The organism is Microbacterium testaceum StLB037 (assembly GCF_000202635.1).
Classification (GTDB): Bacteria; Actinomycetota; Actinomycetes; order Actinomycetales; family Microbacteriaceae; genus Microbacterium; species Microbacterium testaceum_F.
On the sequence record NC_015125.1, the window covers coordinates 879,935 to 894,820 of the forward strand.

Consider the following 14,886-nt stretch of genomic DNA (forward strand, 5'->3'; position numbering starts at 1 on the left):
CAATGCTTCTTTCATGCCCGCCGTCGATGCTCTCGTCTGCTTCGCGCTCTACGCCGCGAATCGCACGACGACCCAGGCCTACCGCGCCCTGCTCGAGCCGTGGAACCTGACGTATCCGCAGTACATCGCCCTCGTCACGCTCTGGAACGACGGCGATCAGACGGTGGGCAGCCTCGGCGAGGCGCTCCAGCTCGACTCGGGAACCCTGTCGCCGATGCTCACGCGTCTCCAGTCCGCGGGCTACGTGACGCGAGCACGCGACGAACGCGACGAACGCGTGGTCACGATCTCCCTCACCCCGCGCGGCCACGAGCTGCGCACGGAACTGGCTCACGTGCCGCGGTGCATCGCACAGGGGTCGGGTATCGAGGACGCCGACAGCGCGCGAGAGCTCATCGACGCCCTGCACCAGCTGACCGCTGCCATGCGCGATCTCCGCGACCACCCGGGCGATGCCGTCGCGGCAGAACGCGCAACGCGCGCTCCCTCGGTGCGCGACGCCTCCTGAAACCTCCGTCTTCCGCACCGTCCCCAGAAAGGAACACACCATGGACGTTCTCTACACCGCTGAGGCACTGTCCACCGGACAGGGCCGCCTCGGCCACGTCTCGGCCGGCGACTACCTCGACCTCGAGGTCGCTCCCCCGAAGGAGCTCGGCGGCTCCGGCCAGGGCACCAACCCCGAGCAGCTCTTCGCGGCCGGCTACGCGGCGTGCTTCCACAGCGCCCTGCACTCCGTGGCCCGCGCGCAGAAGGTCACGATCGAGGACTCCTCGGTGGGTGGTCGCGTGCAGATCGGCCCGAACGGACAGGGCGGCTACCAGCTCGCCGTGCTCCTCGAGGTCGTCCTCCCCGGCATCGAGCACGAGCTCGCCCAGCAGCTCGCCGACGCTGCGCACCAGGTGTGCCCCTACTCGAACGCCACGCGCGGCAACATCGACGTCACCGTCACCGTCTCGGACGACTGACACCCGTCGGAGTGGGGGCGTCCGTCACCGACGCCCCCACTCTGCTCCCTCCCCAACCCGTCAGGCCGAGAGGGCCGACACCCGGGCGATCGTGTCCGAGTCGTAGGGTGTGATGCGTGATCCGGGTCGTAGTCGTCGATGATGAGGCGCTCGTCCGTTCCGGGTTCGAGCTGATCCTCGGAGCCGCACCGGACATCCAGGTGGTCGCCGCGGTCGACGGAGACGTCGCGGTCGACACCATCCGGCGGGAACGTCCCGACGTGGTCCTCCTCGACATCCGGATGCCGGGACGCAGCGGCCTCGACATCCTCGCCGACCTTCGCCACGACGATCCCCGCCCGATCGTGGGCATCCTCACGACCTTCGACACCGACGAGTACATCGCCCGCGCCCTGCACGACGGAGCGTCGGGTTTCCTCGTCAAGGACACGGCGCCCGAGCACCTCGCGGCCATGGTGCGCACCCTCGCCGCCGGTGGGGTCGTGCTGTCCCCCCAGGTGTCCCGCACGCTGGTCGACGGCTACACCGGCGCCCCCGATCGGGATGCCGTCCGACGCATCGCCCTCCTCACCGATCGAGAGCGCGACGTCCTCTCCCGCCTGCCGACCGGTGAATCCAACGCCGAGATCGGGCGACGCCTCCACCTCAGCGGAGCGACGGTCAAGGATCACGTCAGCGCGATCCTGTCGAAGCTGTCGGTGTCGACCCGACTCGAGGCGGCCCTGGTCTCGGAGCGGGCACACCCCCGCAGACATCGGACATGACGAGGTCCGCGCCGCGCGCCCTCCGCCGGATGATGGGGACACGAACGTCCGCCGTCGTCGTCGACCTGGCGCTCGCCGCCGCCGCCTTCATCGACGTCGCCGTGTCCATCCCCTCGTGGTCGACGATCGAGACGGCGTTCGCGCTCGTCGCCGTCGCGGGGCTGCTCGTGCGGCGTCGGCTGCCCTGGGTCTCGTTCGCCCTCGTCCTCCCGGGCCTGGTCGTCGATTCCATGACGATCGCCGCCCCGATCGCGCTGTACTCGGTCGCGGTGCGGACCCGTGGCATCCCGCCGCTCGTCGTCGCGGGGGCCGTCACCTTCGCGTGCTTCCTCCTCCCCGACTGGCAGCTCCCCTCCCTCGACTTCCTCGCGCCGTCCTTGCTTTACGCCCTGATGTACGCGGCGACCCCGATCGCGCTCGGCGCCCTCGTGCGCACCCATCGCGAGCTCTCGGACCGCGTCGCCGACCTGTCGGCCGCGCGCGAGACCGAGCGCGAGAGGGAGAAGCAGGACGTCCTCCGACGCGAGCGCGCCCGAATCTCCCGCGAGATGCACGACGTCGTCTCGCACCAGGTGAGCCTCGTCGCCGTTCAAGCCGGGGCCCTGCAGGTGTCCTCGCCCGACCCCGAGTCACGGCGGGTCGCGCACGTCATCCGCTCTCTCGCCGTGCGCACGCTCGACGAGCTGCGGCAGATGGTGGGGGTCCTCCGCGCCGAGGGGGCGCGGACGGACTCGGACCGACCGCAGCCCACGCTGGACGACCTCCCCCGACTCGTCGAGGAGAGCGGCCTGGACACCGATCTGGATGTCAGCCTGCCCGTCGACCTCGCCCCGCCCCTGCAGCGCGCGGTGTACCGAACCGTGCAGGAGGGCCTGACCAACGCGCGCAAGCACGCTCCCGGGGCACGCGTCCGCGTCACCGCGGTGGCGACGACGGCCGCGATCGACGTCGTCGTCCAGAACGACCCGCCGAGCCAGGAGGGTCTGCGCCTTCCCTCCAGCGGCACGGGGCTCGCGGGGCTTCGCGAACGCGCGGAGCTCCTCGGCGGACACCTCGACGCCGCCGCCCGCGACGGCGGGGGCTACCGGCTGCGGGTCACGATCCCGCGGCGCGACAGCGAGCACTGACGAGCGCGGTCCGCGCGCATCCTCAGCTCAGCCGCAGCTCGGACTCGCTCTTGGGGTACGAGCGGCGCAGCCACTCTCCGAACCCGCGCTGCGAGAGACAGGCCGCCGCGTCGGTGCAGGTCACCACCGGGTCGTCGGCGGCGTAGGTCTCGTAGATCTGCACCTTGGTGTCGAGGACCGCCCCCTCGACGTTGACGGGTTCGTCCTGCGAGGGGTACCCCACGTAGTACGTGACCGCCTCGGGAGCGATGCCCGCCTGCGGGGCCAGGGCCCGCACGAGCGATCCGACGCACGAGTGGTCGGGGTGATCCCCGTGCGCGAAGGCACTCTCGTGCGGGACGTTGGTCGTCACGTGGGTGGGTTGCGCGGCCCCGATGAGCTCGACGATCGACGCGGACAGACGGTCGCGGTCGTAGACGGTGGAGCCGTCCACCGAGGTCAGGGTCGCCGCCGAACCGTTGATCAGCTGCGTGAGCCCGGCATTGCCCGTGGCGGCGAAGCCCTCGGCATCCAGGCCTCCGTCCGGGAGTCGCAGGAAGGTCAGCGAGAGGCGCGGCTCATCGGAGGCGACGAACCGGGTCACGGCTGCCCCGCTGAGCAGCGTGATCTGCTGCTCCTGCCAGGGCGCGGTGCTGCCCCGCATCTCGTCGTACGCGGCCCGGATCCCGTCCTCGCGCTGACGCGCGTACTCCAGGCCCTTCCCCGCGTCACCGGCGGTGATGAACACGGCGCGGACGGTGTGACCGGCGGCGATCGCCTCCGACAGAGCGGGGTTGGCGAAGATGATGTCGTCGTCGGCGTGGGCCCAGACGGCCATCCCCGTGTTCGTGCCGGGAGTCTCCGCGGCGGGAGAGGGCGGCAGCGGAGAGGGGACGGATGCCGCGGGGATGGGCGCCAGAGAGACCCAGGTCCCCACGGGGCCGGCGCTTCGTCGGATGTTCCGGTACACCAGCGCGCCCGCGCCGAGTCCGACGACCGCCAGACCGCCGATGAGCAGCCCGCGCCGGGTCAGCCTCATCCGGCGCGCTCGCTCGCGGGCGGTCTCGTCCGTCGCCGCGCTCGCCACCGTGTCGGGCGAGGATTCGTCGTCTGTGCCCACGGCGGATCCGTCCTCTTGTTCTTCTTCACCGCACCGGTCGCACGTTCGGGTCGCCGGTTCGGGTCGTCTTCCGGCCTCGACGCTATCGCGGTCGGGGCACGGATTTCCCGCACCGCCGCGCATCTCCCCCGTTCGGCGGGGGACGACGAGCCGACCGGCTCACCTGCCGCATGGGTAACGCTCAGCGGACACCGAGACAACCTGGACACACTCGCGGAATGCAGACGTCCTCACCGCCGCGGTCTCTGTCCCCTGCCGCTCTCCGCGTCCGCGCGATCCTCTGGGAGTGGGACCCGATCGGGGTCCGCGACATCGGGGACGGGTGGCCCGACGACGAGTACGACGACCTGATCATCCCGATCCTCGAGGCACTGGCATCCGGTCCGGCGCTCGACGAGCTGGCGGCCGACCTGCGTACCGTCATCGAGGTCGACTACGGTCTGCCGTCGCCGGATGGATGCCACGACGTCGCGGCCCTGCTCCTGCGCCTGGGTGACTGAGAACCGACGGCGCCGTCACGGCATCTGGAGTTCGTCCTCGGACTTCGGGTACGACCGCTGCAGCCACTCGCCGAACTTGCGCGTGCTCAGGCAGGCGTCTCGGTCGGCACAGCGAATGACGTCGTCCTGCTGCGAGTAGACGCGATACGTCTCGACCTTGGCGTCGAGAGCCACCCCCTCGACGTTGCGCGGCAGATCCTCCGACGGGTATCCCACGAAGTAGCGCACCCCCGACCCGACACCGTCGAGGGGGCCGATCGCGTCACGCACCAGCGTGCCGACGACGGAGTGGTCCGGGTGGTCTCCAGGAGCGAAAGCGCTGCCCCGCGGGATGTGGGTGAGCGTCCGAGCCGGGCGGAGGGCCTCGGCGAACTCGGTCAAGCTCGCCGAGAGCTGGGGGGAACTCACCGCCGGGCCACCGTCGATGGGGGCGAGGGGCGCGATGCTCCCGTCGAGCAGCTTGCTCATCGTGGCGTATCCCGTGGCCGCGAAACCGCCGTCGGTGATGTTCCCGTCCGGGAGCCGGACGAAGAAGACGGAGATCCGGCCGTCGCCTCGGGGCGTCAACCGATCGAGGCGCATCCCGCTGTCGAGCGTGATCTCGTTGTCATCCCAGAGCCCCTCGTTCCCCCGCATGACGTTGTAGGCGCGCAGGATGCCGAGTTCCCGCGCGTGCGTGTAATCGAGGCCGCGCCCCGCATCGCCGGCGGTGAGGAAGACGGTGCGGACGCACTGGCCCGCAGCGATCGCCTCCGAGATCGTGGGGTTCCCGAAGATGATGTCGTCGTCCGGGTGCGCCCACACCGTCAGCAGCGTGTCCCCGCCCGGGCAGGCCTCGGCCACCGGCGACGTCGGCGTCGGGGTGGGGGTGGGGGTGGGGGTGGGGGTCCGCGTCGGTGTGGAACCCGGGGGCGACGGCTCGGCATGCGGTGACGACGTGGGGGCGGCGGATGACTCGGTCCCGCCGAGACGAGTGAGCGCGATCGGAACGGCGACGGCCGCGCCCGCGACCACGACCACCGCCGTGATCGCCGAGACGAGGGCGATGCGTCGCCGTCGGCGCACGCGAGACGAGCGTGTCTGCGAGCGCGACATCGGGTGGTCCTTCCGGCCGTGGTGCCCGGGAAGGGGGACATCCGGTCATCCGCTGCCCGAGTGTAGCGACACGTCGAATCGCCCCCGGCGAACGCCGGTCCGGGCCGCCGAGCGGGGCGTTACGAGGTGTGTCTCAGAAACATCGCGTTCACCCGAGGGTGATTCACTGGGTGAGATCCGCCTGTTATCGTTCAGCGGGGAGAAAGTGTTTTCCAGGCACCTTGGGGGAAAGGCCTACGAACTGTGACGTCTGACCTGAGAGTCGACGCGACATCGACGTCGCAGGACATCTACGCCGGGGGTTCCGAGCCCGTCGTGGACAGCTCCGCGCCCTCGTCGCCGACCTCGGTCACCCATCATCCCCGGGACAGATGGCGTCTGCGGTATCGCCGGAATCTCTTCCTCACCGATCTCGCCTCCCTGGTGTGGGTCGTCTACGGCACGCAGCTGGTGTGGTTCGGAACCGGCAACGTCGCCGTCGCCGCCAACAAAGACGGTCGCATCACCGACCTGTCGTACTGGATCTTCTCGGCGCTGCTCATCGTCGCGTGGATGTGGGCCCTGTCCTTCGTCGACTCCCGCAGCGACCGCGTGATCGGCACCGGCTCACAGGAGTACGTGCGGATCGTGGACTCCAGTTTCCGCGTCTTCGGCGCCGTGGCGATCCTCGCGTTCCTGACACAGATCGACGTCGCGCGCGGGTACCTCCTCATCTCCCTCCCGGCCGGCATCGCCGTCCTCGTCTTCACCCGCTGGCTCTGGCGCCAGTGGCTGATCGTCCAACGCTCCCAGGGCAAGTACTCCGCCAACGTCCTCCTCGTCGGCTCCCTCACCTCGGTCACGCAGCTGGCGAGGGAGTTCGCCCGCACCCCGAGCGCCGGATACCGCGTCGTCGGCGCCTGCGTGCCGAACGGCAAGATCGCCGACGTCATCCCCGGGACCGCCATTCCCGTGATGGGACACGTCGGGGACATCTCCCGAGCACTCTCCGCCACCGGTGCCGACACCGTCGCCGTCACGAGCGCCGACGAGCTCCCCGCCGACAAGGTGAAAGAGATCTCGTGGAGCCTCGAGGCCGGGCGCCAGCACCTCGTCCTCGCCCCGAGCATCATCGACATCGCCGGCCCGCGACTGCATACCCGGCCGGTCGCGGGGCTCCCCCTCATCCACGTCGAGACCCCGCGGTTCTCGCGCGGACAGGTGTTCCTCAAGCGCACCGTCGACCTCATCGCGAGCATCACCGGCGTCATCCTGCTGAGCCCGCTCCTGGCGTTCCTCGCCATCACCGTGCGCCTGTCGAGCAGCGGTCCGGTCTTCTTCCGCCAGACGCGCATCGGTTTCCACGGCACCGAGTTCACGATGATCAAGTTCCGGTCCATGGTCGTCAACGCCGAGGAACTGCTCGACGACCTCGCCGCGCAGCAGCGCGACTCGGGCAACGAGGTGTTGTTCAAGATGAAGAACGACCCTCGCGTGACCCCGATCGGCCGGGTGATGCGGAAGTTCAGCCTCGATGAGCTGCCGCAGCTGTTCAACGTCATCGGTGGGTCCATGTCCCTCGTGGGCCCCCGCCCGCCGCTGCCGTCCGAGGTCGCCCAGTACGCCGACCACGTGCACCGCCGTTTCCTCGCCAAGCCCGGCATCACGGGACTGTGGCAGGTCAGCGGTCGATCTTCGCTCTCCTGGGAGGAGTCGGTCCGCCTGGACCTGTCCTACGTGGAGAACTGGACACTCCTGGGCGACTTCGTCATTCTCGGCAAGACCGCCCGCGCCGCCCTGGCGCCGGGCGATACCGCCGCGTGAAATCCCCGCGGTTCGCGGGTCCGCGACCGGGTGTCTCCGCGTCGCGTCGACAAAAATCTGAAAGGCTTCCATCGTGCGTTTGTCTGTAGTGGGGTGCGGTTACCTGGGTGCGGTGCACGCGGCGGCGATGGCTTCCATCGGCCATGAGGTCGTGGGCATCGACGTCGACGAGCGCAAGATCACCGCGCTGAGCAAGGGCGAGGCGCCGTTCTTCGAGCCCGGCCTTCAGGAGATCCTGACCGAGGGCATCGCGTCGGGTCGCCTGTCCTTCACGACCGACATGGCGGCGGCGCAGGGCGCGAAGGTCCACTTCATCGGCGTGGGGACCCCGCAGCAGGCGGGTGGCTACGCCGCCGACCTCACGTACGTCAACGCCGCCGTCGACGGCCTGCTCCCCTACCTCTCGGAAGGCGATCTGGTCGCGGGCAAGTCCACTGTTCCGGTCGGCACGGCGGCGACGCTCGCCCCGCGCGTCTCCGAAACGGGGGCGACGCTCGTGTGGAACCCGGAGTTCCTCCGCGAGGGCTGGGCCGTTCAGGACACCATCGACCCCGACCGTCTGGTGGCCGGCGTCCCCTTCTCCGAGGGCGCTGCGACCCCCGAGGGCGAACGCGCGGCGCAGATTCTCCGCGAGGTCTACCACCCCTCGATCGCCAAGGGCACTCCGTTCATCGTCACCGACTACGCGACGGCTGAGCTCGTGAAGGTGTCGGCCAACGCCTTCCTCGCGACGAAGATCAGCTTCATCAACGCGATCGCGGAGATCGCCGAGGTCACCGGTGCGGACGTGACGACCCTCGCCGACGCGATCGGCCACGACGCGCGCATCGGTCGCCGGTTCCTCGGTGCGGGCATCGGCTTCGGTGGCGGCTGCCTGCCGAAGGACATCCGCGCGTTCTCCGCTCGCGCCGAAGAGCTCGGCCGCGGAGAATCGGTCGCGTTCCTGCGCGAGATCGACGCCATCAACCTGCGTCGGCGCGATCGCGCCGTCGAGCTGACGAGCGAGGCCCTCGGCGGGTCCGTCTTCCAGAAGAAGGTCACGGTGCTGGGCGCCGCCTTCAAGCCCCACAGCGACGACATCCGCGACTCCCCCGCTCTCGACGTGGCGGTCCGTCTGCACGGTCTCGGTGCCGACGTCACCCTCACCGACCCCGCGGCGATCGAGAACGCTCAGCGCGTCCACCCGCAGCTGACGTACGTGCACGACCGCGACGAAGCTCTGCGGGAGGCCGACGCCGTGATCGTCGTGACCGAGTGGGACGAGTACCGCCACCAGCTCGACCCCGCGTACGCGGCGACGCTGACGCGCGGTCACGTCGTGATCGACGGCCGCAACTGCCTCGACGCGGCCGCCTGGCGCGCCGCCGGGTGGACCTACCACGGCATGGGTCGCCCCTGATCTCAGCGCTCGAAGACGCCCCGGCCCCGGCCGGGGCGTCTTTCGTCGTCGCGGCACCGCCCCCTGTGGACAGACCCCTCCACCGTTCGCGTGCGCATGTAAGAATGCCCTCTCACCCCGAAGGACATCCCATGCTCTCCTCTCTTCCCCGCCCCCTCGTCCCGGAGCCGGCATACGACGACAGTGACCTCGGCTTCCCTCCCCGATGCTCGTCCTGCCTCCTGCCGATGGTCGAAAAGCTCACCGGCCGCTGCGCGCATTGGCGCTGCCCCGACTGCGGACATCTCCGTATCTCGTGACGCGACGGCTACGCTGACCCCGTGGTCGTCAGCCTCCTCATCTCCGTCGCCGCCATCGTCTCGGCGGTGCTCGTGGGGTTCGTCGCCCGCCGCATCCTGGGGACGGCGGTGGGCTGGCCGCGCAGCATCGTCATCGGCCTGCTGGTCTTCTTCCTCGGCGTCCCCTTCGCCGATTGGGTGCTCCGTCAGACCGGGGCGTCTCCGGAACCCGCGGGCGAAGCCGGCCTCTGGCTGGCTCTGGTCGCCCTGGCGATCGCCTGGGTCTTCGCGCTCGGGGTGGCGACGCTGGTCGCGAGCGAGGCGATCTTCCCCACGCGCCCCCTGCCGAATCCGATCGATCTCGTTCGCGCCGCGCTGCGGCAGCGGAAGCGCACGCGGCGGTACCTCGAGATCCTCGCCATCGCATCACGTCACGGCGTGGGGTGGCTGTTCCACGGCGGACGCGCCCGCGTCGAGCAAGAGCTGAGCACGGCTGAAGAACGCGCGAACGCCATCGTGTCCACCATCAACGACGCCGGAGTCAGCTTCGTCAAGCTCGGGCAGGTTCTCTCCACTCGACGCGACCTGATCCCGGAGCCGTATCTCAGCGCCCTCTCGAGCCTGCAGACCAAGGCGACGACGCTGCCGTGGGAGACGGTGCGAGAGGTCATCGAGAACGATCTGGGGACGTCGATCGACGAGGTGTACGCCGAGGTGGATCGCATCCCCCTCGCGGCCGCATCGGTGGCGCAAGTGCACCGGGCGCGACTCCTCGACGGGACCGACGTGGTCGTGAAGGTGCAACGCCCCGCCGCCCGCGCGCAGGTGGAAGCGGATGCCGACATCATCGGCCGTCTCGCCCATCGCGCCGAAGCGCGCACGAGAGTGGGCCGGGACCTCCACATCGAGTCGGTGGCGCGGGGATTCACCGCGACGCTCCTCGAGGAGCTCGACTACCGCATCGAGGCGCGCAACACCGAGATGATTCGCTCCACGCTCGAACGGATCGACAAAGCGGAGCCGGACCGGCGCGGTTTCGTGTCCGTTCCCCATGTCTTCCCGAACGCGTCCGGCCCGCGGGTCCTCACCATGGAGCTCGTCGATGGCGCCGCACTGAGCGACTCGACGGATCGCCTGGCCGCCCTGGACCCGGAACAGCGCGATCGCCTGGCGCAGGTCCTCATGTCGACCGTCATCGAGCAGATCTTGGTGTACGGCGTGTTCCACGCCGATCTGCACCCCGGCAACGTCCTCTTGAAGGAGGACGGCACCCTCGGCCTCATCGATTTCGGCGCGGTGGGGATCATCGAGCGCAGCCGCCGAGAGCACATGACGGCTCTCCTCCTGGCCGCGCTGGGCGAGAACGATGTGGCCGCCACCGATGCACTCCTGCTCATCGTCGATGCGCCCGAGGACGTGGACCTCGAGGCCTTCCGGCACGATGTGGGCATCGTGCTCACGACAGAGCATCTGCGCACGGACGGCCAGGGCTCGATCTTCACGCGCATGGTCGATGTCATCCGTCAGCACCGGATCGCCCTCCCGGGTGAGCTGGCCTCCGCTTTCCGCAGTTTCGCCACTCTGGAGGGCTGCCTGCGGGTCATCGTCGACGACTTCGACATGGTCGGGCGCGCACTGCCGTTGATGCCCGCACTCTTGCGGCGAACGCTCTCTGCGAAGCGATTGGCCACCGACCTCCAGGCCGGGGCCGTCATCTCGATGGCGCGCATCCAGCGCATGCCACGGCGCCTCGAGGCGCTCCTGACCGGAATCGAGAAGGGGTCCATCGGAGTCACCCTCCGCTCGAAGGACGGAACGGATGCCGGCGGCATCCTGAATCGCGTCACCGCCGAGGCTGCGTCGACGTTGGTGTCGATCGCTGCGGTCGTGATCGCGGTCGTGCTGATCATCTCGGGCGGAGGACCCGTCCTCGGCGGATCCGTCACCCTCTTCGCCGTCCTCGGCGCGGTGATCGGACTGTTCGGCTTCCTCGGGCTCCTGCGCATCGTGCGACGGACGTTCAGTCGCCGAGGCTGAAGAATCGCCGAACTTTCGTGGCGCGGATGCGCCGCGTCCTGGGCGGGCGCCGCTACTGTGAGCAGCAGTCACCCTGTCGTTGCACCACCCGGACTCCAAAGGAGAAGTCCCATGGTCGTCGCTTTCCTGGTTGCTCTGTTCGCCTGGATCGTCATCTCGCTCGCTGCCGGCATCGGCCTCGGCCGGATGATCGCGCGCTCCGAGACCGAAGACGGCCGTGTGCCGTCGCTCGTCACACGGAGCCTCTGACCCCACCCGTCGGCGCCTTGTCCGGTACGGGCACTGCGGGTCCATCGTGAGGCATGGCCCGCCCCGCACGCGCTCGCGACCGGCGAGGACTCGTCACACCCGAGTCTCGTGAGCGGAGGCGCGCGTCGCGGCCCGATACTCTCGGCGGGTTGTCGGCCGTGCGGATGAACCCCCATCCGTCCCGGGCTGCGCGAGTCCCGCCATCGCCTCGACGATGATGTCGACGGCGCTCGTCGCTTGTCGCTCGAACGCGGCCCAGACGGGCGCGTCCTGGCCGATCGGATCGAGGATGTCGTCCTCGCTCGCCGAGACGTGACGATCGCCGAAGCGTGCGCGCGCGGTCGCCGAGAGAACCGACGACCACTCGTTCAGCGAACCTGCCGGCCGAGCGATGTCGAGCAGCCTGGCGAACTCGCGGATCGTGAAGACGGCCCCTACGAGGTCGGGACGCATCCCCAAGACGACGCGCCGGTGCGCGCGCTCGGCGCACAGCACGGCCGAGTTCTCCCTCAGCATCCGCTCGTCCAGACGACGCGTGCGATGCGCATCCAGGGAGACGCCGTGCGCACGCGCGAGGGCCCGCGCTCCCTCCTCCGCGGGGCCTCCGGGACGAGCCGCTGTACCGGCGCTCTCGAGTTCGATCCCGGACAGCCCCCTCCTCGTCAGCCTCTCCCGCAGGAGGTTCTCGACGAACGGCGATCGGATGGCGTTCGCCGTGCACACCACGATGATGTGCGGTCCGCCCGGGGCACGGTATGACGACATCGGAAAGACTCCTCCCGCGCGACGACACCGCGCCCGGCCAGTAAAACGCAGGTACCGACTGCTCCCGACCCGCCGTTCGCCTCCGTGGCCTCCGACCTTCGCGGGTGAACGCATCGGGCCGCCACGCACGACGACTTCCGTCCCGAATCCCGCAGCGGTGCCCTCAGCCGTCGAACCCCTCGGCGCGGTCGCGGGGCGGCGCCTCGCCACCTACGCCAGCAGCACCGTCGTCGACCGCTGCCGCCATGTCAGGGGCGTCGAGCAGCAGCCGACCCAGCGTGCGTGCGCCGGCGGCATCGATGGCGATGCTGCAGTCCGCGCCGAACTCCAGCGCGACCCACGACTCGGCGTCGTCGGGGCGGCGGACGACTCCCACCTCGATCTCCGTGAAGACGCCGGCGCCTCCGACGAGTCCGTCGCGCACGCGCGCCGCGAAGCCGGTTCCCGCGCTCCGGTGAGTCTCATCGGCGGGATGCACCGTCTCACCGTGGTCCGTCGTGCACCACACGAACGCACACCGAGTCGCCTGCGCACGATGCTCTGCCGGAATTCGATTCATGCCTGACACCTCTCTCGCAGGACCGCCGCGTTCTGGACGGCCCCATCATCGGTGGGCACGCCCAAAGTGAACCACGACCCTCCGACATCGAGCTCAACGCCCGGGTGCCACGCCTCCCGGACGCGCGGGGATCAGTTCCTCGAGGGACATCTCCAGAACCTCGGCGAGCGCCACGAGCGTCTTGAGACGGGGGTTCGCCGGCGTCCCCGGGTTCGACTCGCCCTTCTCGAGCTTGCGATAGGTGAACGTCGCGAGCCCGGCCGCGTGGGCCACGTGCTCCTGCGACAGCCCTCGCTGCGCCCGCGCGCGGAGGAGCCGCTTCCCCAATTCGCGCGCGAAGTCGTTCCAGGGGTCGGCCTCGTCGGTCATCGTCCCAGCTTGATCGGAGAGCCACGCTCACATGAACATGTTTACATGCCACTCCTTCCTCGGAGTCCGTCACCGCTCGCCGACGCGAGGAGGTGAGTGATCTCTCTCCGGGGGTGAGCGGGCAGGGGATCAGCGAAGGCACGCCTCGCACTCGCCACCGCGGCCGTCGATCCCGCGCCGATGCAGGCGTCCGGCGCGGACCCCCGCCCGGCCGTTTCACCCGCGCGCGGGCCTACCGAGCCACGACGGCCGGTGGCGAGTCGAGTGGCACAGTTCCGAGGCCCGCCGCATGTCGCGTGTCCCGGCGGCGGCCCCTTTCCTGACCCTCGGGCACCGTCAGCGGAGCATCTATGAACCTCGCCGTCTCAACTTTGTCTTCACCATCCCCCTCGACATCGACGTCGGCCGCTCGCTCGCCGGGGACGTCATGGCAGCGCCGCTATGCGCGGATCCTCACCGTGGTCGACACCCTCGTCGTCCTGGCGTCCGTGTTCGGAGCACAACTTCTCTGGCTGGGGCCGCACCCGTTGGAGGTCAGCTCGGCGCCCGTCAGCTACACCACCGTCTCGGTCCTGCTCTCCGGCGCGTGGCTCCTCGCTCTGAGTCTCAGCGGAAGCCGGCATCCCCGTGTCCTCGGGCACGGCATCACGGAGCACCGTCTGATCCTCGGGGCCTCGCTGCAGCTCTTCGGCCTCGTCGCCATCGGCGCGTACCTCGGCAGCATCGACCTGTCTCGGGGTTACTTCCTGCTGAGCCTGCCCGCCGGCACCACCGTCCTCCTCGGCGCGCGGATGGCGTGTCGATCCTGGCTGGTCGCTCAGAGGCGCAAGGGGTCCATGGCGACGCGCGTGGTGTTGCTGGGCGGAGAGCAGGAGAACCGCCGGGTCGCCGCCGAGCTGGACCGCCACCCCGCCGTGGGCTTCACGGTCGTGGGAGCGCACACCCTCACCGCAGAGGCGGTCGCCGGCGGCTGGACTGACCGTCACTCCCGCCGACTGCGGGAGCGTCTCGATGACCTGCGGGCGGACAGCGTGCTCGTGACGGGAGGATCGCATCTCCAACCGCAAGACATCAGACGCATCGGCTGGATCCTCGAGCCGGGTCGGCAGCACCTCATCGTCGCCGTCAATCTCGCCGATGTCGCGGGACCGCGCATCCACACCCGCCCCGTCGCGGGTCTTCCCCTGGTCCACATCGAGACGCCGCAGTACTCCACGACGCAGAAAGTGCTCAAGCGCGCCTTCGACATCATCGGCTCGGCGACACTCATCCTGCTCCTCTCCCCGGTCCTGCTCGCATTGGCCGCGCTGGTCCGGATGTCGAGCCCGGGCCGCGTGCTCTATCGCCAGCAGCGTGTCGGTCAGGGTGGGTCGCACTTCGGGATGCTCAAGTTCCGGTCGATGGTCGACGGCGCGGATGCGCGCCTGCACGAGCTGCTCGCCGAGCAGGGGCGCGAAGGGACGCCTCTGTTCAAGGTCGAGAACGACCCCCGCATCACGAGCGTCGGACGATGGCTGCGCAAGTACTCACTCGACGAACTGCCCCAGCTGTTCAACGTGCTGAGTGGGCATATGAGCCTGGTCGGACCGCGGCCCCAGCGCGACGCGGAGGTCGCGTTCTACGACGACGACGCCCGCCGACGCCTCATCGTCCGTCCGGGTATGAGCGGGCTGTGGCAGGTCAGCGGACGCTCGGCGCTCGCGTGGGACGACGCCATCCGACTCGACCTGTTCTACGTCGAGAACTGGTCGTTGGTCGGGGACATCGTCATCCTCGCGCGCACCTTCAAGGCGGTGATCGCTCCCGGAGCGACCGCGCATTGACCACACGCGAGAGGGGGAAGGGCGCCGATCTGCGGATCGGCGCCCTTCCCC

15 protein-coding genes are annotated in these 14,886 nt (G+C 69.8%); 10 read left to right on the top strand and 5 right to left on the bottom strand.

Annotated features, from left to right (window positions below; translation table 11 throughout):
- The first annotated feature begins 13 nt into the window (after positions 1 to 13).
- The 4 genes from MTES_RS04070 to MTES_RS04085 all read left to right on the top strand — a co-directional run bounded on the left by MTES_RS04070 (position 14) and on the right by MTES_RS04085 (position 2,859).
- Positions 14 to 508 (top strand): MarR family winged helix-turn-helix transcriptional regulator, encoded by a 495-nt coding sequence (locus tag MTES_RS04070; RefSeq protein ID WP_043360995.1) that lies wholly within the window; start codon positions 14 to 16, stop codon positions 506 to 508.
- A 40-nt stretch (positions 509 to 548) separates the two neighbouring features.
- Positions 549 to 968, top strand: coding sequence for an organic hydroperoxide resistance protein (locus MTES_RS04075; RefSeq protein WP_013583929.1), 420 nt, complete (start codon positions 549 to 551; stop codon positions 966 to 968).
- 116 nt (positions 969 to 1,084) lie between these two features.
- Positions 1,085 to 1,732, top strand: coding sequence for a response regulator (locus MTES_RS04080; RefSeq protein ID WP_013583930.1), 648 nt, complete (start codon positions 1,085 to 1,087; stop codon positions 1,730 to 1,732).
- A complete protein-coding gene (locus MTES_RS04085) occupies positions 1,729 to 2,859 on the top strand; it encodes a sensor histidine kinase (RefSeq protein ID WP_013583931.1) in 1,131 nt (376 codons plus the stop codon). Before MTES_RS04080 ends, MTES_RS04085 begins: the two co-directional genes overlap by 4 nt.
- Before the next feature lie 22 nt (positions 2,860 to 2,881).
- Here the strand turns inward: MTES_RS04085 and MTES_RS04090 are convergent, their stop codons facing one another.
- Positions 2,882 to 3,958 (bottom strand): PIG-L family deacetylase, encoded by a 1,077-nt coding sequence (locus MTES_RS04090; RefSeq protein WP_013583932.1) that lies wholly within the window; start codon positions 3,956 to 3,958, stop codon positions 2,882 to 2,884.
- 218 nt (positions 3,959 to 4,176) lie between these two features.
- Between MTES_RS04090 and MTES_RS04095 the strand changes: the two genes are divergently transcribed.
- Complete coding sequence (locus MTES_RS04095) at positions 4,177 to 4,458, top strand: hypothetical protein (protein ID WP_013583933.1); 282 nt, start codon at positions 4,177 to 4,179, stop codon at positions 4,456 to 4,458.
- Between the two features lie 15 nt (positions 4,459 to 4,473).
- Here MTES_RS04095 and MTES_RS04100 read toward each other — a convergent pair whose 3' ends face one another.
- A complete protein-coding gene (locus tag MTES_RS04100; protein ID WP_013583934.1) occupies positions 4,474 to 5,553 on the bottom strand; it encodes a PIG-L family deacetylase in 1,080 nt (359 codons plus the stop codon).
- 243 nt (positions 5,554 to 5,796) lie between these two features.
- Between MTES_RS04100 and MTES_RS04105 the strand changes: the two genes are divergently transcribed.
- The 4 genes from MTES_RS04105 (at position 5,797) to MTES_RS19495 (ending at position 11,319) form a co-directional block, all read left to right on the top strand.
- Positions 5,797 to 7,356, top strand: a complete 1,560-nt coding sequence (locus tag MTES_RS04105; RefSeq protein WP_013583935.1) for a sugar transferase — start codon at positions 5,797 to 5,799, stop codon at positions 7,354 to 7,356.
- A 73-nt stretch (positions 7,357 to 7,429) separates the two neighbouring features.
- Positions 7,430 to 8,755 carry a UDP-glucose dehydrogenase family protein gene (locus MTES_RS04110; RefSeq protein WP_013583936.1) on the top strand — a complete coding sequence of 442 codons (1,326 nt, stop codon included), beginning with the start codon at positions 7,430 to 7,432 and terminating at the stop codon, positions 8,753 to 8,755.
- A gap of 320 nt (positions 8,756 to 9,075) precedes the next feature.
- On the top strand, positions 9,076 to 11,070 hold the full coding sequence (locus MTES_RS04115; RefSeq protein WP_013583937.1) for an ABC1 kinase family protein: 1,995 nt from the start codon (positions 9,076 to 9,078) through the stop codon (positions 11,068 to 11,070).
- A 111-nt stretch (positions 11,071 to 11,181) separates the two neighbouring features.
- Positions 11,182 to 11,319: a hypothetical protein gene (locus tag MTES_RS19495; RefSeq protein WP_013583938.1), complete on the top strand. Its 138-nt coding sequence runs from the start codon at positions 11,182 to 11,184 to the stop codon at positions 11,317 to 11,319.
- A gap of 93 nt (positions 11,320 to 11,412) precedes the next feature.
- Here the strand turns inward: MTES_RS19495 and MTES_RS04120 are convergent, their stop codons facing one another.
- From MTES_RS04120 to MTES_RS04130, 3 genes are all read right to left on the bottom strand, one after another.
- Positions 11,413 to 12,084: a protein-tyrosine-phosphatase gene (locus MTES_RS04120; RefSeq protein ID WP_013583939.1), complete on the bottom strand. Its 672-nt coding sequence runs from the start codon at positions 12,082 to 12,084 to the stop codon at positions 11,413 to 11,415.
- Positions 12,085 to 12,247: 163 nt separating this feature from the next.
- Positions 12,248 to 12,643, bottom strand: a complete 396-nt coding sequence (locus MTES_RS19055; protein WP_013583940.1) for a DUF6907 domain-containing protein — start codon at positions 12,641 to 12,643, stop codon at positions 12,248 to 12,250.
- Between the two features lie 93 nt (positions 12,644 to 12,736).
- Positions 12,737 to 13,012 carry a helix-turn-helix transcriptional regulator gene (locus MTES_RS04130; RefSeq protein WP_013583941.1) on the bottom strand — a complete coding sequence of 92 codons (276 nt, stop codon included), beginning with the start codon at positions 13,010 to 13,012 and terminating at the stop codon, positions 12,737 to 12,739.
- A 458-nt stretch (positions 13,013 to 13,470) separates the two neighbouring features.
- Here MTES_RS04130 and MTES_RS04135 point away from each other — a divergent pair, with 458 nt between their 5' ends.
- Positions 13,471 to 14,835: a sugar transferase gene (locus tag MTES_RS04135; RefSeq protein WP_231848140.1), complete on the top strand. Its 1,365-nt coding sequence runs from the start codon at positions 13,471 to 13,473 to the stop codon at positions 14,833 to 14,835.
- The last annotated feature ends 51 nt before the right edge of the window (positions 14,836 to 14,886 follow it).

What these genes read in the sequence shown, in the direction of transcription:
- MTES_RS04120 (WP_013583939.1), bottom strand. Translation starts at nt 12,084, where the DNA reads ATGTCGTCATACCGTGCCCCGGGCGGACCGCACATCATCGTGGTGTGC.
- MTES_RS04085 (WP_013583931.1), top strand. Translation starts at nt 1,729, where the DNA reads ATGACGAGGTCCGCGCCGCGCGCCCTCCGCCGGATGATGGGGACACGA.
- MTES_RS04070 (WP_043360995.1), top strand. Translation starts at nt 14, where the DNA reads ATGCCCGCCGTCGATGCTCTCGTCTGCTTCGCGCTCTACGCCGCGAAT.
- MTES_RS04100 (WP_013583934.1), bottom strand. Translation starts at nt 5,553, where the DNA reads ATGTCGCGCTCGCAGACACGCTCGTCTCGCGTGCGCCGACGGCGACGC.
- MTES_RS04095 (WP_013583933.1), top strand. Translation starts at nt 4,177, where the DNA reads ATGCAGACGTCCTCACCGCCGCGGTCTCTGTCCCCTGCCGCTCTCCGC.
- MTES_RS19055 (WP_013583940.1), bottom strand. Translation starts at nt 12,643, where the DNA reads ATGAATCGAATTCCGGCAGAGCATCGTGCGCAGGCGACTCGGTGTGCG.
- MTES_RS04130 (WP_013583941.1), bottom strand. Translation starts at nt 13,012, where the DNA reads ATGACCGACGAGGCCGACCCCTGGAACGACTTCGCGCGCGAATTGGGG.
- MTES_RS19495 (WP_013583938.1), top strand. Translation starts at nt 11,182, where the DNA reads ATGGTCGTCGCTTTCCTGGTTGCTCTGTTCGCCTGGATCGTCATCTCG.
- MTES_RS04075 (WP_013583929.1), top strand. Translation starts at nt 549, where the DNA reads ATGGACGTTCTCTACACCGCTGAGGCACTGTCCACCGGACAGGGCCGC.